Source organism: Veillonellales bacterium, from assembly GCA_039680175.1.
In the GTDB taxonomy this organism is placed as follows: domain Bacteria; phylum Bacillota; class Negativicutes; order JAAYSF01; family JAAYSF01; genus JBDKTO01.
Genome location: JBDKTO010000049.1, coordinates 1 through 21,181 on the forward strand (window position 1 = coordinate 1; position 21,181 = coordinate 21,181).

At 38.5% G+C, this 21,181-nt stretch carries 17 protein-coding genes; 14 read left to right on the top strand and 3 right to left on the bottom strand.

The genetic code is table 11. The features are described from left to right. Window positions 1-216 precede the first annotated feature (216 nt). From ABFC84_07890 to ABFC84_07920, 7 genes are all read left to right on the top strand, one after another. The gene (locus ABFC84_07890; protein ID MEN6412670.1) at window positions 217-966 is read left to right on the top strand and encodes a Mu transposase C-terminal domain-containing protein; all 750 of its coding nucleotides are present in this window, start codon (window positions 217-219) and stop codon (window positions 964-966) included. Continuing rightward, on the top strand, window positions 959-1,759 hold the full coding sequence (locus ABFC84_07895) for an AAA family ATPase (GenBank protein MEN6412671.1): 801 nt from the start codon (window positions 959-961) through the stop codon (window positions 1,757-1,759). The genes ABFC84_07890 and ABFC84_07895 overlap by 8 nt, the downstream gene beginning before the upstream one ends. 142 nt (window positions 1,760-1,901) lie before the next feature. Then, the gene (locus ABFC84_07900) at window positions 1,902-3,212 is read left to right on the top strand and encodes a nitrilase-related carbon-nitrogen hydrolase (protein ID MEN6412672.1); all 1,311 of its coding nucleotides are present in this window, start codon (window positions 1,902-1,904) and stop codon (window positions 3,210-3,212) included. Window positions 3,213-3,925: 713 nt separating this feature from the next. Then, window positions 3,926-6,352 carry an SIR2 family protein gene (locus ABFC84_07905; protein MEN6412673.1) on the top strand — a complete coding sequence of 809 codons (2,427 nt, stop codon included), beginning with the start codon at window positions 3,926-3,928 and terminating at the stop codon, window positions 6,350-6,352. 101 nt (window positions 6,353-6,453) lie between these two features. Further along, window positions 6,454-7,674, top strand: a complete 1,221-nt coding sequence (locus tag ABFC84_07910; protein MEN6412674.1) for an IS256 family transposase — start codon at window positions 6,454-6,456, stop codon at window positions 7,672-7,674. A 320-nt stretch (window positions 7,675-7,994) separates the two neighbouring features. Continuing rightward, window positions 7,995-9,308 carry a GHKL domain-containing protein gene (locus ABFC84_07915; GenBank protein MEN6412675.1) on the top strand — a complete coding sequence of 438 codons (1,314 nt, stop codon included), beginning with the start codon at window positions 7,995-7,997 and terminating at the stop codon, window positions 9,306-9,308. A gap of 600 nt (window positions 9,309-9,908) precedes the next feature. Beyond that, on the top strand, window positions 9,909-10,466 hold the full coding sequence (locus ABFC84_07920) for a GTPase (protein MEN6412676.1): 558 nt from the start codon (window positions 9,909-9,911) through the stop codon (window positions 10,464-10,466). Window positions 10,467-10,557: 91 nt separating this feature from the next. Here the strand turns inward: ABFC84_07920 and ABFC84_07925 are convergent, their stop codons facing one another. Both ABFC84_07925 and ABFC84_07930 read right to left on the bottom strand, forming a co-directional pair. Further along, the gene (locus ABFC84_07925; GenBank protein MEN6412677.1) at window positions 10,558-10,764 is read right to left on the bottom strand and encodes a hypothetical protein; all 207 of its coding nucleotides are present in this window, start codon (window positions 10,762-10,764) and stop codon (window positions 10,558-10,560) included. Between the two features lie 448 nt (window positions 10,765-11,212). Continuing rightward, complete coding sequence (locus ABFC84_07930) at window positions 11,213-12,082, bottom strand: LysR family transcriptional regulator (protein MEN6412678.1); 870 nt, start codon at window positions 12,080-12,082, stop codon at window positions 11,213-11,215. Window positions 12,083-12,329: 247 nt separating this feature from the next. On the opposite strand from ABFC84_07930, the gene ABFC84_07935 reads away from it, so the two are divergent. From ABFC84_07935 to ABFC84_07950, 4 genes are all read left to right on the top strand, one after another. Continuing rightward, window positions 12,330-13,229 (top strand): hypothetical protein, encoded by a 900-nt coding sequence (locus ABFC84_07935; GenBank protein ID MEN6412679.1) that lies wholly within the window; start codon window positions 12,330-12,332, stop codon window positions 13,227-13,229. A gap of 147 nt (window positions 13,230-13,376) precedes the next feature. Continuing rightward, window positions 13,377-14,603 carry a M20 family metallo-hydrolase gene (locus ABFC84_07940; GenBank protein MEN6412680.1) on the top strand — a complete coding sequence of 409 codons (1,227 nt, stop codon included), beginning with the start codon at window positions 13,377-13,379 and terminating at the stop codon, window positions 14,601-14,603. Between the two features lie 29 nt (window positions 14,604-14,632). Next, window positions 14,633-15,883 (top strand): C4-dicarboxylate transporter DcuC, encoded by a 1,251-nt coding sequence (gene dcuC, locus ABFC84_07945; GenBank protein ID MEN6412681.1) that lies wholly within the window; start codon window positions 14,633-14,635, stop codon window positions 15,881-15,883. 630 nt (window positions 15,884-16,513) lie between these two features. Continuing rightward, the gene (locus ABFC84_07950; GenBank protein MEN6412682.1) at window positions 16,514-16,672 is read left to right on the top strand and encodes a hypothetical protein; all 159 of its coding nucleotides are present in this window, start codon (window positions 16,514-16,516) and stop codon (window positions 16,670-16,672) included. A gap of 228 nt (window positions 16,673-16,900) precedes the next feature. Here the strand turns inward: ABFC84_07950 and ABFC84_07955 are convergent, their stop codons facing one another. After that, window positions 16,901-17,794, bottom strand: a complete 894-nt coding sequence (locus tag ABFC84_07955) for a LysR family transcriptional regulator (protein MEN6412683.1) — start codon at window positions 17,792-17,794, stop codon at window positions 16,901-16,903. A gap of 132 nt (window positions 17,795-17,926) precedes the next feature. Between ABFC84_07955 and ABFC84_07960 the strand changes: the two genes are divergently transcribed. Genes ABFC84_07960 through ABFC84_07970 form a run of 3 tightly spaced genes read left to right on the top strand, consistent with a single transcriptional unit; the run spans window position 17,927 to window position 20,840 of the window. Beyond that, on the top strand, window positions 17,927-19,249 hold the full coding sequence (locus ABFC84_07960; GenBank protein MEN6412684.1) for an anaerobic C4-dicarboxylate transporter: 1,323 nt from the start codon (window positions 17,927-17,929) through the stop codon (window positions 19,247-19,249). Window positions 19,250-19,272: 23 nt separating this feature from the next. After that, window positions 19,273-20,418 carry a pyridoxal-phosphate dependent enzyme gene (locus ABFC84_07965; GenBank protein ID MEN6412685.1) on the top strand — a complete coding sequence of 382 codons (1,146 nt, stop codon included), beginning with the start codon at window positions 19,273-19,275 and terminating at the stop codon, window positions 20,416-20,418. Between the two features lie 47 nt (window positions 20,419-20,465). Next, window positions 20,466-20,840: a RidA family protein gene (locus tag ABFC84_07970; GenBank protein MEN6412686.1), complete on the top strand. Its 375-nt coding sequence runs from the start codon at window positions 20,466-20,468 to the stop codon at window positions 20,838-20,840. Window positions 20,841-21,181: the final 341 nt, after the last annotated feature.

Below are 21,181 nucleotides of genomic sequence, written 5' to 3' on the forward strand. Positions count from 1 at the left end.
TATGGCTGCAAGAAGCAGCTCCCTGGGAGGCGACCGTCTAAGGACCTGCTCCAAGGAAGAATATACCTTATGCTCAAGACAAAGTCTAGGAACGAATAACTATACAGATACAATTAGAGCTTTATTCAGAAGTGTTAATGATGGAAAGTCGTTTCCAAAACAGGAATGTTTTTCTATAACATAGCCGTTTTGGCTATGACTCTAATATACCAGAAGGTGAATATCATCGAGGATACGCTGCGTGACGCCATTCTTACCTATGGAAAACCCGAGTCCATCTATGTGGACAACGGCAAACAGTATCGGAGCACCTGGCTCCAGAAAGCTTGTGCCAAACTCGGCATTAAGCTTTTGCATGCAAAACCGTACCATCCTGAGGGAAAAGGCAAAATTGAAGCATTTAACCGCAGGTTGGATTCTTTTTTGGCAGAGATTGCCCTGCAAAAGCCGAACAGTCTGGAAGAACTCAATCACTGCCTTGCTGTATGGCTCCAAGAAAAATACCATAAGGATTCGCATGCGGGCCTTTCCGGCGTTTCTCCTGAAACCGCCTATCTTACAGATAAGCGCCCGCTTTCATTCCCAGACATCGAGGCTTGCCGCGAAGCGTTCCTGCATACGGAAACCCGCGAGGTAGATAAGACGGGCTGCATCAGCTTTAATGGACAGAAATATGAAGTTGGCCTGAAGCTGGTCGGTCGTAAAATCGAGGTCTTCTACGATGCAACTTGGAAAGATGAAATTGAAATCCATCACAAAGATTTCCCCATCTTCAAGGCTAAACGTCTACAAATTGGTGAAAATTGCGGCCAGACAGAGCTGTTTTCAGCAGAAGCACAACCTGTCAAAGCAAAGAATTCGCGGATGCTCACAGGCTTAGAGCATCAGGCAGCTAAGACATATACACCCGCGCCTATAGCTACAAGCTTCCGGAATATGGCGAAGGAGCTGAATGCACATGTATGAAGGATTCTTTTCGATGAAGCATACGCCATTCACGAACCACATTCCTACGAGCAGCCTTTATCTTTCCGATGCAGTCAGAGAAGGGCTTGGCCGTCTCTGCTATGCGGCAGATCAGCAGCTCTTTGCCGTAGTAACGGCTGAAGTCGGCTGCGGCAAGACTACGCTCATCCGGAGACTCTCAGACAGTCTTAACCCGGAAAAATATCTGGTGCTGTACCTTTCGGATTCGCAGCTTACACCGCGCTGGTTCTACAATGGTTTGCTGCAGCAGCTGGGAGCAGAACCAAAATTCTATCGCGGTGATGCCAAGCTCAGTCTGCATCAGCAGCTTGAATATATCCGGCAAGCCAAACACAAGAAGGTGGTCACCATCGTCGATGAAGCGCATCTCCTAAAGCGCGAGACACTGGAAGAGGTACGGTTCATGCTGAACTACCAGATGGATTCTCTGAATCCAATGGCACTCATTCTCGTAGGCCAGAACGAGCTTTGGGATAAACTAAACCTGCAAGCTTATGCTGCGGTCCGCCAACGCATTGACCTGAAATGTGAACTGCCGGCCTTTGACCGGTCACAGACCGAAACCTATGTACAGGCGCATCTGGCTTACGCTGAAGGCAGCGAGGAAATCTTTACGGATAAAGCGCTGGATGAAATCTACAATTATTCAGCTGGATCCGCCAGAGCTATCAATAAGGTCTGTACCCATAGTCTATTGAGTGCGGCGCAGCGAAACAAAAAGCTTATTGATGACCACATGGTTCATATGGTCATTGAAAGCGAGCTCCCATAACGGCTTAAAATTTGGCATCTCTCAAGGTGCCAAATTTTAAGCCGTTATGCGGCAAAGTGTGCAAGCAGATTTTGTCAAAAGTTTTGAGCAAGGCAAGGATAAAACCTGTGAGCAGCAACATGTAGAGTAGCTTTTTTCGTGGATTGCAGTATTTATACTCTGTATATATTCATTAAGAAAATCAATGTTTTTAACGTTTGTTGTTGGATTTGTTTCGTATATGTTGGGGGCGGCGAATCCCCATGCCGTACTTCCTATATTTATGTACTGGCCGTTTATTACTCTTAATGCAATTGCAGTTGCAAGTGTACTTGTTGTTTTTCGCCTTATTGCGGATAAATGGAAAGGGTGGAATACGAGTGTTATTTTTGCAAGTGGCTTAACTGCGCAAGAATTTATTTTCTCCTTATTCTCTCCACATGGGACGGTAAGTAGTATTGCTTATACGCAAATATCTAACTTGCCAATTATCCAAATTGCTTCTATCACAGGTATTTGGGGTATTACTTTTTTGATAGCCATTACTGCTGCAAATATAGCCCTATTTTATCGTTACTCGCAAAATCGCAGAATAAAAGCAAATTTGATTCCAATAAGTCTATTGATAGCTACAGTCTTATTTGGATTTTACCGTTTGAATATGCCATTCGAGGGAGAAAGACTGAAGATTGGGATTGCTGCTATATCTACTAATTTAGAACAATATTTAGCGGTATCAGCAAACAAGGATAAACAGCAAGTTGACCAATCTATTGAACAGTATATTCAAAAAGTTGATTTGCTTGCGCAGTCTGGGGCTGAAGTTGTTTTGCTACCGGAAAAAATTATTAATTTAGAAGATCACGATGAAAATTTAAGATACTTTAGTGATATGGTAAGGAAGAATAAAATTAATTTAATTTTAGGAGTAACTAGTAAAGATGGTAGTAAATTATATAATTCTGCTTACATTTTTTCTCATGTAGGAGAAGTATTTTTTCAATATAATAAAAAACATCTTCAACCTACTTATGAAAGTAGGTATACTCCAGGGAATTCATTGGGAGTTATGAACAAATGGGGCGTTGAAATTTGCAAAGATATGGATTTTATTCAGCCATCATTAGAGTATAGTCAACAGGAAGTAAATATTGTTTTCGTTCCTGCTCTGGATTTCCATGATGATAGTTGGAGCCATGCACGTGTTGCAATAATGCGTGGAGTTGAGGGGGATTTTGCAGTAGCTCGAGCCGGACAGTGGGGATTATTAACGCTAAGCGATAGTAGAGGTCGTATTCTAAAAAACGTATCTTGTGATATAGCACAAGATAAAGCAGATATCATGGGAGAAGTATCGCTAGGGAAAGGAAATTCAATTTACAGTAAAATTGGTTGCAGTTTTGGATGGATGTGCGTACTAAGTTTTATTATATTAAGTACTGTATTATTGTTTGTAAAACCTACTAAAAATTAATTTGCAATAGATTGATCTCATACTAAATAGTCTTCCAGTCTCTTCTGGAAGACATGGGGACGGAAACATGGGGACAGGAAGATTGTTTCTTTGCAATGTATTAGGAATGAAAAAAGGAAAGTAAGTAACTATTAAAATCCTATGGAATATATGGAAACTATTAAAAACGAGACTGATGAAGACCGCGTGCCGGTGGTTCGAGTCCTCCCGGGCGAACCAATCTGAATATTAGAGAGGCAAGGCTTCAGAGATTCTGAACCTTGCCGTTTTTATGTTTTTAAGCAGTTCTGCAGCGAGTAAGAAGGAAAAAGTTTACTATTTTAGAGCGGGTATATCTTTCTTTGGAAAGTAGGTATCAGAAGTAGTTCTAATAGGGCATGGGCAGTGGGCTTATTTCTGATTAACAAAAGCATAGGAAGTAACTTAAATCGAAAAGCTATTTCTTTGTTGTTGATGAGTGAAATCATGTAATTTTCTTGTTGATTTGGAAGGATTTTGGTAGTAAATATGTAATTTTATTATATAAATACTAAAAGTGATTAAAATTACATTACTTATAAGCATATTAGTGCTGATTTATGGACAAGTTCTATACTTTTTATTATTATCTAATCCAAGTACTTGGAGGAATTTGACAGCAAATTAGAAAGTTAAATTTAGAATAAAAATTCGCTGGATAATTTATAACTTTATATTATAAGGGGATTATTTTAGTGAAAATTTGTAATTTTGATGAAGTGAAAAATGATATAATAGAACATCTTCGGGAGCATAGGCTTATTCCGGTTCTAGGAGCTGGTTTTTCAGCAAATAGTAGTGCCGTAAATGGTAAAGTTCCATCTGGGTCGGATTTGAAAGAATATATGATTCAACAAGTTTCAAATAAAATAAATCTGACAGATGATAAAATATGGGATAATAAAACCTTCTCGCAGGTTGCAACATATTATCATAGTAAGATAGATAAGCCAGAACAAAAAAAGTATGTTAGAAATAATTTCACGCACGTAAAATTATGTGAACTAAAATGTGATTTCTTAGATATAGATTGGATATATTTATATACTTTAAATTTTGATGATGCGATAGAAGAATGTAGTCGTTATAAGTATGTAATTTATTCGAATAGAGATGTGGACTTTAACTCCTTATCAGACGAAAAATGCGTTATAAAATTACATGGCGATGCTAAAACTTTTATATCTTATAATGATGATAATAGTCAGATTTTTGATTTACAGCAATATGCAAAAAGTCTCAAAAAAAATATAAGTCTACTTAAAAAACTAGAACATGATTTTAAGTATAATAATTTGGTGTTTATTGGATGCAGTTTAGATAATGAATTTGACATAGCGTCATTAGAAATATGTAATGATATACATGTTGATATACATAATAGTGAAAAGACATCAAAATATTATTTAGCAATAACTGAACCAGATCCTTTAAAGAAAATTGACTTAGAACAATACGGAATTACTCATATAGTTTTGTTTGATTCTTATAATGAAATATACAGGTCTATCATTGACGCATTTGAAATTTCGAAAAAGATACCAAAAGAAGATATTGATATTTATAAAAATTTACCTATAAAAAAATACACTTCATCAGATTATGAAATTAACGCACCTTTTTTATTTGAAGGAAAACCTATATTAGATATTGAAAGTAAAGAAATTGTTTTGCCATATTTTTTTATTACGAGAACTATTACTGAAAAAATTTCAAAAAATCTAGATAAGAACACTATCCATGTTGTATATGGGGCAAGAGTTTCTGGTAAAAGTTATTTGCTTGCAGCATTGGTTCAAAATATTAGAGATAGAAATGTTTACTATTTTGATAGTAGAAATGAAATTTCTCATGAAGTTTTAAAGGTTCTTTTTAAAAAAGAGAATGTTTTATTGATTTTTGACACTAATTCAATTGATAAGGATAGTATTTTTGATTTATTGAATAGGCAAAATGACGTTCATGTAAAGAAAAATAATATTGTAATTGCCGTTAATACATCTGATAAGGATATTGTATCAGCAGTCAATAAAAATGAACGAAATAGAGATATTATTGGATATCCGTTGAGTTCAAAATTTTCAACGACAGAGATTAACGAGATTAATAAATTGATGTCACAAGCGGGACTTCCAAACTATAATATTCAACATACTATTATTGACAATATTATAGAAATGGCGAAAACTTTTTCTTTAGAAAAAAATTATTTTACACAATTAACTCCCAATATGAAAACAGTTAATGATTTTGTTATACTAATTTTGTTTGCTATTAACGAGAAATTATCTACATCAACTCTTATGAATTTTGATATGACAGAGTCGTGTTTTGAGCAGATGAAAAAAACTACTCCTCTTATTACAGAAGAACATACTCTCTATTTTGAGCGAAATATAGAAAATTCATCATATAAAAAATATGTTATTAATGCCAAGTATTGGCTATATAGGCAACTTGGAAGTTATGTTAGAGAGAAAGATCATTATAAAACTATTATTGATGCATACAAATATATTATTTCTATTATTTTAAAGCAAAATAAAAAAAGAGCATATTCTTTAATTATGGATTATATTAAAATTGATATCATTAATGAAATTTTTTCAAGTGAAAAAAAGGGGCAATTAACTTTAGCTAAAGCGATTTATGAAGGATTAAGTTCACTTCTTTCAGAAAACCCTCATTTCTTTCACCAAAGAGCAAAATGTCATTGGTTACAAAGTTTTAGTAGCTCATCTATAGATGAACTAATAACTGGGTTAAGATACGCTAACATAGCAAAGCATAACTTTTTGATTGAATATGAGCACCGAAAAAATGAAAAAATTGAGATATCTTTAGAGCATGTTAATTTTACCATTGCACTAATTTATTCTCGTATAAATATAATAATTGGACTGGATAATATCGAAGCCATGCAGAAAGCAATTTCAGCAATATATGAGGCAATCAAGGGGCAATATAATCGAAGTGATTTCCTTGAAATAAAACAAAAGAGATCATCAAAGAAAAATGATATTCAAATTATACTTGAAAGTGCTATGAAAAATGCAAGTGCTTTAGATAATAAGTCTAAGCAAAATTTAGAAGAGGTTATTCGTGAATTGAATTATATATGAGAAGAAACGTTGGATAAGTGAAATTCAAACTTTTTGGGTAGTGTAAAATAGTTTGTGCTTTTGAAAAAAATCCGTAGAATGAAGATATGGAGGTCAAAAGCATGGGACTATTAACGAAAGAACAAATTCGGGAACTCATTAAAGAGCGAAACATGAAGACAACCAGCGATATTTCGGCAATGCTCAAGGATCTATTTAGTGAAACGATGCAGGAAATGCTGGAATCTGAAATGGATACGACGCTAGGATATGGGAAAAATGAGAATTCTGCCAAGCAAACCGACAATCGCCGCAACGGCCATAGCAAGAAGACTGTAGTCAGCGAATATGGCGACACCGAATTGCTCATTCCTCGCGATCGCGAAGGCGAACATGAGCCTCTAATCGTAAAAAAGCATCAGAAAAATTTGACTGGCATTGAAGAACAAATTATTGCCCTATACAGCAAGGGTATGACAGTCAGAGATATTCAAGATCACCTAAATCAACTATATGGCATTACCGTATCGCCGACTTTGATCTCCAACGTAACCAATAAGCTCATGTCCTTGATAAAGGAATGGCAAAGTCGGCCATTGGAAAAGACCTATGCCGTCGTCTTTTTGGATGCGATTCATTACAAAGTGCGTCAAGAAGGCGCCATTGTAAACAAGGCCTCCTACATGGTTATTGGTATTGATTTAGACGGACGTAAAGACGTTTTGGGGATGTGGATTGGTGAACATGAAACCTCCAAGTTTTGGCTAGTCGTATTAAATGAGTTGAAAAATCGCGGCGTACAGGATATTCTGATTTGTTGCGTTGACAACCTGAAAGGATTTAACGAAGCTATTGGAGCTTGTTTTCCTGAAGCCGAGATTCAAAAATGCATTGTTCATCAAATTCGTAATTCTATTCGTTATGTATCCTACAAGGATGTGAAGAAAGTACTGGCCGATTTAAAGCCGGTCTATACGGCGGCATCGGAGCCGCTGGCGCTAGAAGCCTTGGAAAACTTCGAAGCGCTATGGGGCAATAAATACCCTTTGATCGTTAATTCCTGGCGGTCCAATTGGCCGGAGCTATCAACTTTTTTCAAATACCCGCCAGAAATTCGAAAGATTATTTATACAACCAATATGATTGAAAGCTATCACCGGCAGCTTCGGAAAGTGACGAAGGGAAAAAGCGTTTTTCCTAATGACGAATCACTGCAGAAGATGCTCTATCTAGCTACTATGGACGTTCTAAGAAAATGGACAGGCCGGGTTCAAAATTGGGGACAAATGCTGCTGCAATTATCCGTCTTTTTCCCCGATAAAGTAAAATCTGCTTTATCTTAATTAGGAAAAAAGCACAAAACTATTTACAGACCCTATTAGAACGGCAAGGCTTCAGAAATTTTGAGTCTTGCCGTTTTTGTATTTGTAAGCAGTTTTGTATGCTATTTATATGCTACGGCGGTTGCTTACGAGAGAAGTTAGCTGGTATCCCCGATACGGGGGAACCGTATCGGGGATACCAGCTAAAGATCCCTATCAAATTTTTACAAAATTTGATAGGGATCTTTAGCTTTTTGTGGAATTTAATAACATATTAAGTAATATAGAATCGACTTGGTGAACCTATTTAGCTGCATTACCTTAGGAATAGAGGAGGCTGTATGTCAGAGTTTTCACTGATGTTATTTCATGTAGGCAGAGCTGTCTTTGCAATATCGAATATTTGGTTAATGTATTCCTTCTTAACCTCCAAGCGGCCTTGGTGGTTTCAGATAATAGCCTTTGTTGGTACAGTGGCAGCGCACCTCTTTTTGCGACACCTTTTAACGCCAATGGGGCTCGACCCTTATTTGATTGGTTATATCCTGGCGTTATTGTATTTAGTCCCTGTTGCCCTGGTTTTCAAGGAAACAATTCATACTAAATTTTTTATTGTGTTTATGGTTGTTTGTTTTTCTCATTTTAATTATATTTTTTGTTTGTTTTTAGAGCAATTACTATTTGGCCATACGGTAAGTATTTTGATTTTGCCAGGTCAACTCTTAGAACTAGCCGCTATACCATTAATAAGAAGATATATAACGCCCCATATTAAAACTATGCTTGAAATTCTTGATCAGCAAAATCGTATTTTTATATGGTTTCCCTTTTTATCTTATCTGTTATTCGCTTATTATGGTATACAAAGACAGTATTTGTTGTCTGTTTTTATTCCGCTGGTATTATCAACTATAATTATTTTTATCGCATATTACTTAATCGCCATAGCCATTGCGCAGACGAAGTGTCATCAACAGCTTGAACAGCAATTGGCTTTGCAGCGTGATCACTATCGCAATCTGAATGACAGTATTCAGGAGACAAGAGTAATCCGCCACGATATGCGCCACCATTTAGTGATGCTTTTAGAATTTTTGGGTAAAAATGATGCTGCTGCTGCCCAAGAATATTTGAACAAGCTTTGTAATTTCTACGATGACAGTTCTCTCCCTACAGTGTGCCGCAACCAATTGGCCGATGCCCTTGTCTGTCATTACCTAAAGCTAGCTAAGCAAAAGGAGATCAACTTTGTCACCAACCTTTATATTCCTGACGATCCGGGGATTCATGATCTAGACCTATGCGTTATTATCGGTAACTGTTTAGAGAATGCTTTTGAGGCCTGCTGCAAGCTAAGTGACGCCAAGTTGCGTTTCATAGACATAAAGGCCACGATAAACAAAGGGTATCTAGTCATTACCATTGCCAATTCCTTTAATGGTCTTAGTAATCAGCAAGGGGATCATGCTGATTCTTCTAAAGAGGGTACGGAGCACGGAATCGGACTTAATAGTGTGAAAACACTGGCTGCCAAATATCAGGGAAATTGTTCGGTTTCGGTGGAAGAGCATGTCTTTACAGTATTTATTTCCTTAAAAATCCCGGAAAGAACCGGGGGTGTGGTGAAATATGCTACTTATAGCGGTGTGCGATGACAATAAGTCTGACAGAAATAAAATAGCGAACGCAATAGAAGCCTATTTGCAGAATCATCAGCTAGGGCAAAATTTTTGCTTATAATAGTGCCAAAAAGCTGCTTGCGGCGATGGGAGGAATAGGCCCTAAGCTTGATATTATATTGCTTGATATCGCGATGGACGAGATAAATGGGATGGCTTGTGCACGGTTAATCCACCAGGAAACAAGGGGACAGGGGCAATGTTTAACATTCTCGTATAATTTAACAAAAGCAAATTTCCTTATCTCCCTGTTTATTTTGTCTTACGGGTTCAAGTTCGGGCGCATCCTCTAAATACAATCACACTGCCAGGTTCACACCGATATGAGTTTCTAGGAAATGCGGGGACAGGGATATTGTTTCTTTGCAGTGTGTTAGGAATGAGAAAAGGAAAGCGATTAGTTTTAAAAGTTTGTTCTTCCTTATTTGTTTTTGCGAAAAATATTGTACCTTATCAAAACTGTAACCAGTTATTAATTGGGATTTGGTCACGAAAAAACAAAACATCTTAAGCAGTAGAGCCAAATTACCGATATAATAAGAAAGTCTGAAGAGTTTTATCCAGGGGGAATTTTGAATGAATAAGTTGTATGCAATTATTGGTCCGCCGGCATCAGGTAAGACGACAATCGTGAAACGGCTTTTTGAACATTATAGTATTCCTGCGCTAGTAAGTCATACTACGCGTCTCCCCCAAAAAAATGAAGAAAATGGGAAAGACTATTACTTTGTCAGCAAGGCTGATTTTGCCACAATACAACATGTTGAGAAAGCCAATTATTCTGGCGATTTCTACGGACTTAGCAAAAATGAGGTTCTCAACAAAATTAGATTATATCCTGTTTCGGTTGTAGATATTGATGTGACTGGCTATAATCAGTTAAAAAGGTTACTGAGTGAGCGCTTGGAGTCCATCTATATTTTGGTTAACAAGGACGAGATTGTCAGTCGCTGTTTAGCTCAAGGGAAAAGCGCAGAGAATATTAAGAGGTTGATTGAATATGCGGAAGCTAAGGGCGAGTTTAACAACTGGCAGATTGCTGATCATGTGGTGAAAAATACTGGTTCTTTTGAAGTTACACTACGCCAGATTGCCGCTATATTGGATTTGGCGAATTTAAGTCATAATACCTAAGTCTTGGCAAAGCTTAAGAACCCCCAAAGTAGCAATAGCTAAGTGCGTTTTAAGTTTTCGTAGACTAGGGTTGAAGGAATTTAGTGCATTATTATATTGGAAAGTTCTTATTAAGTTTTTCCATTCCCTTATTTACTGATTCCTCGCAGGAACGCATGGCAAGCAGTGCCATTTCAAGCAGTGTATCGATTCCCCATCTAAGCATTCCTGCACCTTTTTTTATCACGTCGCGCGAACAGCCTGCGGCAAATTTTTTATCTTTAAATTTTTTCTTTAGACTAGACAGTTCCATATCCACTGTGCTTCTGGAAGGACGCATTTTAGCAACGGCACGATTAAACCTGTCAGTATATTAACGGCAAATAAAACTTTTTCCAGCTGGTGTTTCGGCTCAATGTCGACACATAGACCGGACTTGAGGGGACGGTTTTGCTGAGTTGCTAAGTTTGGGTTTTTGAGTTTTCTAAACTGCGTGCCGGTGGTTCGAGCCCTCCCGGGCGCACCAATCAAAATATAGTAACGGCAAGGCTTCAGAACATCTGAGCCTTGCCTTTTTTGTGGGTTTTTTACATGATGTTTTGTAGATTTAATAGAATTTATATGAGCGCGTAGAAAATAAATAACTCGTTGAACCGAGCCGCAATTTGTATCGCCGTTATGCTGTTGAAAGTTATATAAATCCATATACAGGAGAGTGCGAGACGGGTTGCTTACTAATATTTAGTCTTTTGATCGATTTCATGCTATTATGTAAATGAGTTCTCAAGAAATGTATATAAGGTTTGAGATGCATAGGAAAGGTATTTGCTTTTCTTTTTGGCGGCGCCGATTGATATTTCTAGTGGTGGCGATAATAACACTGAATTTATGGTTTGGGTCTCAAATATTCCATTAGGAAGTATAGCTACGCCGGCGCCGGAGGTAATTAAATGCTTAACCATTTGAATATAGTTTGTTTCAAAGCTAACATGTGGTGCAATATTTTGTTTAGTTAGTTCAGACTTTAGAAAATGATGCAAGGAGCAGTTTTCTTTTGGCAAGATGAGCAGCTCATTTTTCAAGGCTGATAACGGCACGATGGTTCGGTTTTTTAGCGGGTGACAAGGCGGCAGGAAAACGGCTAATTGGTGATGACATAAATTTACGTAATCCAATGTATCCATATCATCATCAATTAGTATTAAGCCTAAATCAATATGGTCTTCTTCAAGCATTTTTTTTATGTTGTGGGATCCATCTTCAATAAAATTAATTTTTAGTGAAGGATAAATGGTGTGGAATTTAGCGAGTAGAAATGAAGTTACAGGCAAACTAGTAATGGGAGATATACCAAAATTTATGATGCCACTGTTTAAATTTTTCAATTCCGCTGCTTTTTCTGTGGCCTTGGACACATCATCCATAACAATAGTGATATAATCATGAAAAATTTTACCTTCCGGTGTTAGAACAGCTTTTTTTTTGTTGCGTTCAAATAGTATAATGCCAACTTCGTTCTCCAGACGCCGGATAGTAGTAGTAACATTCGGTTGTGACATATAGATCTGCTCAGCGGCGCGGGTAAAACTTTTTAGTTTGCTTACTGCTAAAAAGCATTCCAATTGTTTCAATTCCATAGTTAGACTCCAACTAAGACAAATTGTAATATTTAATTATTATAACATATCAGAAATGGAGTAGGAAAATGGCTACTATATTTTGTTTATATGATAATATATTCAATTGTTATAATAGCTTTTATATGAGTATGTTACACTATTTAATTATACGTAGTTCTAGTAATAAGTTCGCTAAAAATAGTTAACATTATATTTTCAAGCAAAGAACGATGTCGGAATATGATTGTAAGGGGAGTGGCTGAACATGTGTCTTAATATTGTCGCTGTAGGCAGCAATAAATTAATTGCTGAAGAGGTTTTAAACGCTGTTAAGGTGATAATTGGCGATATCGCTAGTATTACGGCGGTGACCACGGCCTCAGTGCAGAATGATAGTGCCGGTGATTTTTTTATTTGCGCGGTTACGCAGAAGGAACCTTTATCAAAAGTGGTTTCACCGGAAAAGCTAATTGTTCTTGATTTGCGGCCAACATTAGAATTTTTTGTACAGGTTTCCCGAATTCCGGCAGGTGAAACAGTATATATTTTTAATTCTAATATTAATTATGCACAGTTATTAAAAGCATCTTGTGAATCTTTGAATATCAGGCAAGTTAATTTTGTTCCCATTGCTTATGAAGATATGCCTAGTGAAGAGGTTATTAGTAAGCTGAGGCAGGCGAGGCATATTATCGGCGTTGGCAAACTGGTGGAGAGGGAAGTCTTGCTGTCGGAGCGTTATAAGCCTTATTTGCGTTCTGATGTTAAAATAATCGGCAATACACGTGTTGCTACGATGCAGTCGGCTTGCTTTTTGATTCAGCGCGTTACTGAGTATTTTCATACACTTGTATCAAAAAAAATTGCTGGTTTGGTAGCTGACCTCAAACAGGTAGCCACACCTAATGGAAACCAAAATGGAGATGAATTTATTCGTATTACAGCGGAAATTGAAAAAGTGATTGCTGAAAGCAACCATGCGTCTGTAGCGCTGCGTAATAACATCATGAGATCATTTGCCGCGCAAATTTCATGGAATATAGTCATGGAAACTAAAGAAGAAAACAGCGAACTTTCCAGGCAGATGTCTGAATCTGACGGGAATAACGGCGAAATTGTTAAGGTGCTTAAGAATATTGACTTTCTCAGTGACAATTTACGTTAATATAAATTTATAATGGGAGCGGCTTCAAGCGTATTGAGGCCGTTCTTTTTTATTAATATTTTGTGTAAATTCTAGCATTTATAATTGCTATCATGTGTGCTGACTAGATGTGATATATTCGAGTTAGAAGAATAGAGGAGCTGAACTATGATGGGTAAAGATTGGGTAGAGTTAATGTTTAAAAAGATGGCTGATATCGGGAAAATTGAGCATGGTTATAATAGATTGGCGTACTCTGATGCTGATTGGCAGGCCAAAATGTTAATCATGGATACTATGAAAGAACTTGGTCTGAACGTTAGGATGGATGCTGTAGGGAATATTATTGGTAGGCTGGAAGGAACTGATAAGAATGCAACCGTTGTAGCTGCCGGTTCACATGTTGACTCTGTGCCGGAGGGCGGTAATTATGATGGCTCTGTCGGTGTTATCGGCGCCTTATGCGCAGTGAAACGACTTAAAGCACAGGGAGATTTAACGCATCCGCTTGAGATTTGGGTATTTGCTGGCCATGAGTCCAGCCGCTTTGGTTTTGCTCATTTGGGCAGCCGTTCTATTTGCGGCATGGCTGATCCGGACAAATGGGCTACTATCAAAGATACTATGGGGAATACCGTTCCGGAAGTGCTGGTTTCACGCAATTTGCATTTTGATAAAATTGCTGAAGCAAAGCGCAATCCGGCAGAATTAAAGTCCTTTATGGAGTTGCATATTGAACAAGGGCCAATACTCGAAAATAATAAAATCGCTATAGGTATTGTTACGGACATTGCTGCACCGATTAGACTTTCGATTAAGATACAGGGCAATCCGGCGCATTCCGGAACAACACCGATGGGTGTCCGCCATGACGCTTTGGTTACAGCGTCTCAGATAGTGCTGGCAGTACGGAAACATGCGTTGGCTGCACTGGACAAGGGAATTGTCGGGACAGTTGGCATGATGCAGGTAAAACCGGGTGCTATGAATATAGTTCCAGGCTTTGTAGAAATGTGGGTAGATGTGCGCGGAAATAAATTTGAAAATGTTTCTGAGGTTATTAATCAAATTAAGGAAAGCGCTAAGAAGAGTGCGGCTGAAGAAGGTACAAGGGTTCAGATCGATACAATATCATCAGCTAAACCTGTACATTTGGATGAAAATCTAATGAAAATGGTGAAAGAGTCTTGCGAAAAATTGAATATTTCTTATACGTATATGATTGGCGGCGGCGGGCATGATTCGCAAAATATCGCCCATATCATGCCGACAATTGTTATGCATATTCCCTGCCGCAATGGAGTCAGCCATACCCCGGAGGAGTACGCCAAAATTGAGGATATTATGCCAGGAATTGATGTAATGACTGACGTACTGGCTAAGCTGGCCAAATAAAAAGAGTTGATATTCAAGGAGGTGTTTTTGTGGTTTGGATAGGTTTTGCTATTGTAATAGTAACATTTTATGCAATAATCAAAAAATTTGAAACAAGATTGGTGCTATTTGTTTCTGGGCTGCTTATGGCGTTTATAGGCGGTAATATTGCGGGCTGTGTGAATGCATTTGTAAAAGAATTTACAAATGCCGGACTGGTGCCGACAATTTGTACGGTATTAGGTTTTAGCTATGTTATGGACTATACTGGTTGCAGTAAGCATTTAGTAGTATTTATGACCAATATACTTAAGAAAGTCAAGATCATTCTCATTCCCGGTACAGTTATTGTGACCTTTCTGTTAAATATTGCGCTGCCCAGTGCTGCCGGCGCGGCAGCGGCAGTCGGGGTATTATTAATTCCAACTCTTATTAGTACAGGCGTTCATCCGGCGCTTGCAGCAAGTGCGGTTTTCTTAGGAACGTGGGGCAGTGTTATGAGTCCTGGGCTAATGTTTAACCCTCAAGTAGCTAAAATTGCCGGAGTCGATGTAATGACGGTTATTGCTACTTTTTCCAGGCAGGTTTTATTTGCTGCTTTTGTGGCAGCCATTGTGTTGGCTTTGATTGCCTATATAAAAAAAGAGGGCGCTGGCAGTCAGTCTACTGAAATTGTTGTTCAAGAAGAAGACTTTAAAGTAAATGTATTATGGGCGATTGTGCCCATATTGCCCATCACTTTACTGATTTTAGGCAGTGAGCAGCTTCATATATTGCCGATAATTACAGTCCCGCAATCAATGCTCATTGGTACGGCAATCGGTTTTATTGTAGCACGGCCTAATGTCTTTGAAGGGACAAAGCGGTTTTTTAAAGGCTGCGGCGATGGTATGGGCGATGTAGTTGGTCTTATAGCCGCCGCGGCTGCTTTTACTCAGGGAATGGAGATTATTGGCTTGATAGGAGCTTTGGTGGAAGTTATGAAAAATTCTCAGCAGGTTGCTCAATTTGCGTCGGCTTTTGGTCCATTTATTATTGCGGCTGTTTCCGGTTCTGGCAATGCGGCGGCACTGGCTTTTAATGGGGCGGTTACGCCTTACGCAACGCAGTTTGGCTATGGTATAGTTGAACTTGGCTCAATGGCCCAGATCGGAGCTGGCCTTGGACGTTGTATGTCGCCAGTAGCAGGTGCGGCTATTATTTTAGCAAAAATGGCGGGAGTAAATCCAATAGAATTAGCTAAACGAAATGCGATTCCAACCATTATTGCGACATTAATAGTTATGTTTACGCTATTATGATACCAGGTTTGGCGATGATTTAAGCTTCTATACTTCGAGAATGGCAATTATCGCAAGGTATTGGGCAATAACAGGGTCAGGTCGACGATAATTCCCATGGAGAGATATTTAGGAATGCTTATGTGTTAAAGATGAGATCAGGTTTAATCCTATCTTTTACCTCCGCTTAGCATGGTAAGCCCTTCAATACCTAAACAGTGTCAAAATGGCCGCAAAGGTCAGTGCAATATCCGTAATAGAACGGCTTCATCTTGCACAGATTGGCGAAAAAAGCACCAATAAATAACACAAATCCCGAATGAAACCCAGGGACAGGGATTTTGTTTTACTGCAATGCACTAGGAAGGCAAAAAGGAAGGCAATTATCTGTAAAACACTGTAGAATATATGTAAAATAGTCAAAATGATAAATGGAAAGAACGTTGATTTTATTGAATTTGTGTAAAAGGATAGAGAGCAAATAAAAGAAAATCATGCCTTCCTAAACCGCGTGCCGGTGGTTTGAGTCCTCCCGGGCGCACCATTCAAAATATTAGAACGGCAAGGCCTCAGAAATTCTGAACCTTGCCGTTTTTGTGCTTTTTAAGCAGTTTTGTATGCTAGTTGTATGCATCGATTTCGGCATAAATTTTGGCTGCCTTAAAATCGGACTCAGGGGACGGTTCTACTGATTCGCCATGGCGGCGCAAAGACGACCATGGCAACGCTCAAGCAACTGCCAACACTGGTAAAAGTGACAGCGGCTGTGCGGAAGGGTTGAAGAAAGCTACCGAGAAAATATTGACATGAATAAGTGACATTAACACTAACTGTCACTTATCTCATCGTATGGCATTATAATTCTCCCTACGGCCAATGAGCAACAGCAACCAGGGCTCTTTTGCTGCCTCGTCTAACCACAAGCCGTTGGTATTGAGCATGGGAAAAAAGCCACTATCGAAATCGCTTCGGTAGGTTCGAGCCTTCCGTTTTTGTATTTGTAGGCAGTTTTATATTGTTATTTGTATGATACGCAGATTATAGTTGAACACACTTTAGCCCAAATTTTGTCATAAGTTCTAACCAATTCTTAACTGGTAGCTCATTTATTTTATTGGCATTAACCGCTAGGTAAGTTTCCCATTTTGGCGGTAAATTAGGTCCGATAAGTGGAATTTCGATAAGTGTCTTGTTATTTAATTCATTTGCTACAGAGGATCTGTTTAATATTGCCGGCCCCAGGCCCTGCTTTACTAAAGAAAGAATAATGTATGCAGGATCAATTTGGGCTTGAAATAAGTGATTTGCCGGTAGTACTTCATTAATCCACTTACTGAATGGCCCAGACCAATTGTGATATAAGAGATTAATATGGGATAATTCTTCAACGGGAATGGAAGGACATTCTGCTAGAGGATGATTGGGATGGACAACTAAAACGAAATCATCTTCATGACAGGCAAATACGTTAAAACGATTTAATCTTGGTGGTTGATAAACTATAGCAAGGTCTATTACGCCATCTACTAATAATTGTATTATTTCTGATGAGTGCCCTGTTGTTGCTTTAAACGATATCTGCGGATACTGTACTAGATATTCTTTGAGGACTGGGAATAGGAGGTTACGCCAAATTGAATCTACACTGCCAATAACAAGACGCCCTTCGAAGGGAATAATGGCGTTGGCTTTAGTTTTGCCTTCCTCGTAAAGATGAAGCATTCTTTCTGCGTAAGGCAAAAATACACTTCCGGCTTCCGATAACTCAACCTTCTGTTTAGTTCTTAGAAAAAGCTGTTTGCCAACAGCTTTTTCTAATTCCTGAATACGGGTTGTAACTGTAGACTGAACAATATGCTGTAATTCTGCAGTTTTTGAGAAGTTTTTTGTTTGGGAAAGGATCATTAAGGTTCGCAATAACTCAATTTCCAAAAGGATCACCTCCTAATCGAAAATTATGATAAATATAATTGATATAATTCGTTATACAAATAACATATCCTGCCCTATAATTATTTTTAGTAGGGATCAGCATATTACAATGAAGTGTTAAGGAGGCAGAGGATGTTTTGGGTTGAGCTAATACTTTTATTTTCCATGTTACTTATTGGTGCAAGGCGTGGCGGACTTTTTCTCGGTATGGTCGGCGGATTGGGAATGGCTGTCTTAGTATTCGGATTTCATTTGACCCCGGCGAACCCACCAATCAATGTAATACTAATCATTGCTACGGTCATACTGGCTGCCGGTACCATGCAGGCTGCGGGCGGGATGGACTATATGGTTGGTTTAGCTGAAACAATATTAAGAAAAAATCCAAAAAACATTACATTTTTAGCACCCGTGGTGGTATATCTTTTTTGCTTTATGTCAGGGACGGGCTATGTAGCGTTCAGCCTGTTGCCGGTAATAGCAGAAGTAGCTCGTGAGTCTGGAATTCGTCCGGAAAGGCCGTTGTCGATAACAGCCGCCGCATCGCAACAGGCTGTTATCGCTAGTCCGATTTCAGCCGCTACTGCGGTTATGCTTGGTATTTTTCTGCCTTTCAATGTTGGGCTAGTGGACATTTTAAAGGTTTGTATTCCTGCAACCTTTATTGGAGTGCTGGCCGGTGCTCTGTATGCCAGCCGAATGGGCAAGGATTTGGACAAAGACTCTGAGTACTTGGAACGAGTTGCAAAAGGTGAGGTTCCTCCTTTAGTGAAAGAAGAGTACAATGAAAAGCATTTTACAAAGGAAGCAAAACTGGCGGTTTTATTGTTCTTACTAGGTGCGGTAGCTATAGTGATTTTGGGAACTTTTCCATCCTTGCGGCCCTTATTAAAGTATGCTGGGAAACTGCAAGCTTTACCTATGCCTGAAACCATAGAAATCATCATGTTAGTGATTTCGACAGCAATGGTTGTTTTATGTAAGGTTAATGTCGGGAAAATCAGTGATGGCTCGGTTTTTAAGTCAGGTATGGTTGGCATACTCGTTGTTTTTGGAGTTGCATGGATGAGCGATACGATGGTAAGTACAAATAGCGCCCTGATACAAAGTGGTATTAAATCTACTGTTATGGCATATCCTTGGATGTTCCTTTTTGCTGTATTTGCTATCGATATTTTGATTGCAAGCCAGTCTGTATCAAGTGCGGCGATGATGCCGCTGGGGGTTTTGCTCGGCGTTCCCATCCCTTTATTAATCGCTATGTATCCGGCGGTGAACAGCCATTTCTTTTTACCTACTTCTACCATTCAAGTTACGAGTGTAGCGTTGGACTGTACTAAGACAACAAAGATCGGCAAATATGTATTAAACCATAGTTTCATGATGCCCGGTTTCGTTACAATGGCTGTAGCAATTATTGCAGGATATATACTGACAGAGATTTTTATGCGTTAATTTAAAGTCGGAGGTAATGACTAATGTACAAAATGAATCCCTATTTAAAAAAAATGTATTGTATACGTTGCGGGACGCTATATGAAATCGGCGATTACCACACAGGCTGTCCGTCGTGCCGTAAAGAAGGATATCCTGTCAATTTATCCTGTAAATATGAGGGAAAACAAAAAATACGAAACGATAAAAGACGTATGTTCCGTTACCAGGATTTTTTGCCCTATGAGTCATTTCCTACTCTTGGCGAAGGAAATACTCCTATTATAGAAGTAAAAAGCCTGGTTGATAAATTTAATCTTAAGAAGGTGTATATCAAAAATGAGTTTCAAAACCCAACTGGTTCTCATAAAGACAGGATGAGTCCCTTCGCTGTCGCACGGGCGGTTAGTCTTGGTAAAAAGTGCGTTGTTGCGGCTTCTTCGGGTAATGCAGGCGCATCTTTATCTGCTTATGCCGCTGCTGCGGGAATTGAATGTAAAATTATAACGACTAAAAAAATGAATCCTATTTGGAAAAAAGCGATTGAATTACCCGGAGCCGAATTAGTATTGATGAACACACCTAAAGAAAGATGGCCCTATATGCAAAAAAAGGTTGAGCAGGAAGGCTGGTATCCGGTTACCAATTTTGTAGCTCCTCCTGTAGGTAGCAATCCTTTTGGTATTCAAGGATATAAAACCATATCTTATGAAATTTACGAAGAACTCGGCGATGATATACCGTCTTTTATCCTGATCCCGTCCTGTCGTGCCGATTTACTTTGGGGGGTTTATGAAGGATTTAAGGATTTATTAGATTTGGGATTAGTTCAGAAGGTACCACATTTAGTAGCTGTTGAGCCATATGCAAGAATTACCAAAATTCTTGAGGGAGAAGACTATCGAAATATATTTTCGGGGGACAGTTCCGCAACGGTGTCGATCGGAGGTGATACTGTCACTTATCAGGCTGTATCTGCGGTCCGGCTGTCAGGTGGAGCTGCAAGCAACATTAGTCAGAATCAGGTTGCTGATTATCAACGTGAACTTGCCAAGAGCGGCTTTTACCTTGAAAGTTCGGCAGCAACGATAATTGGGTCTCTTACCCAGCTTATTGCCGATAAGATTATTCCGCAAGGCGCCTGTGTGCTAATGATTGCAACCTCTAACGGATACAAAGATATACCGTAAAAAATTATAAATTGTATATTTGAAAATTTAAGAAAGAAGTGGAAAAAATGAAAACTATTGTTAATACAAATAGTGCTCCGGCGGCTATTGGACCGTATTCTCAGGCAATTAAAGCTAATGGCTTTTTATTTGGCTCAGGACAAATTCCGGTTGATCCTTCAACCGGGAATGTTTGCAGCGGCATAGAGGCTTCGACACGGCAAGTGCTCGAAAATATTAAGGCCATCTTACAAAGTGAAGGGCTTAGGTTCGATAGTGTTGTGAAGACAACCGTATTTTTAAGAAGTATGGATGATTTCCGAATAGTGAATTCGATCTACGGTGAATATTTTATAGAGGGTGCTCCTGCAAGATCTTGTGTACAAGCAGTTAAATTACCTAAAGATGTATTGATAGAAATCGAATTTATTGCAATAGCTTAAAAGTAAAAATGATTTGAGAGAATTCAACGCATGTAAAATATAACAACAATAATTTACCAATATCATTGATTTTACTGAATTTGTATAACGATAAGGTATGTGAAGAGTGTCAATACCTTCCTAAACCGCATGTCAGTGGTTCAAGTCCTCCCGGGTGCACCAACAAGAGTATAGTAACGGCAAGTACTTCAGAAATTCTGAACCTTGCCGTTACTATGTTTTTTTTAGATTTGTATGCTATTTATGCTACGGTGCTTTCTTACAAACGTAAGAAGATAAAAATTGACTATTCCGAAGCAGTAATATTCTTGTTTTGATGAACAGCCATAGTACTTTTTTAT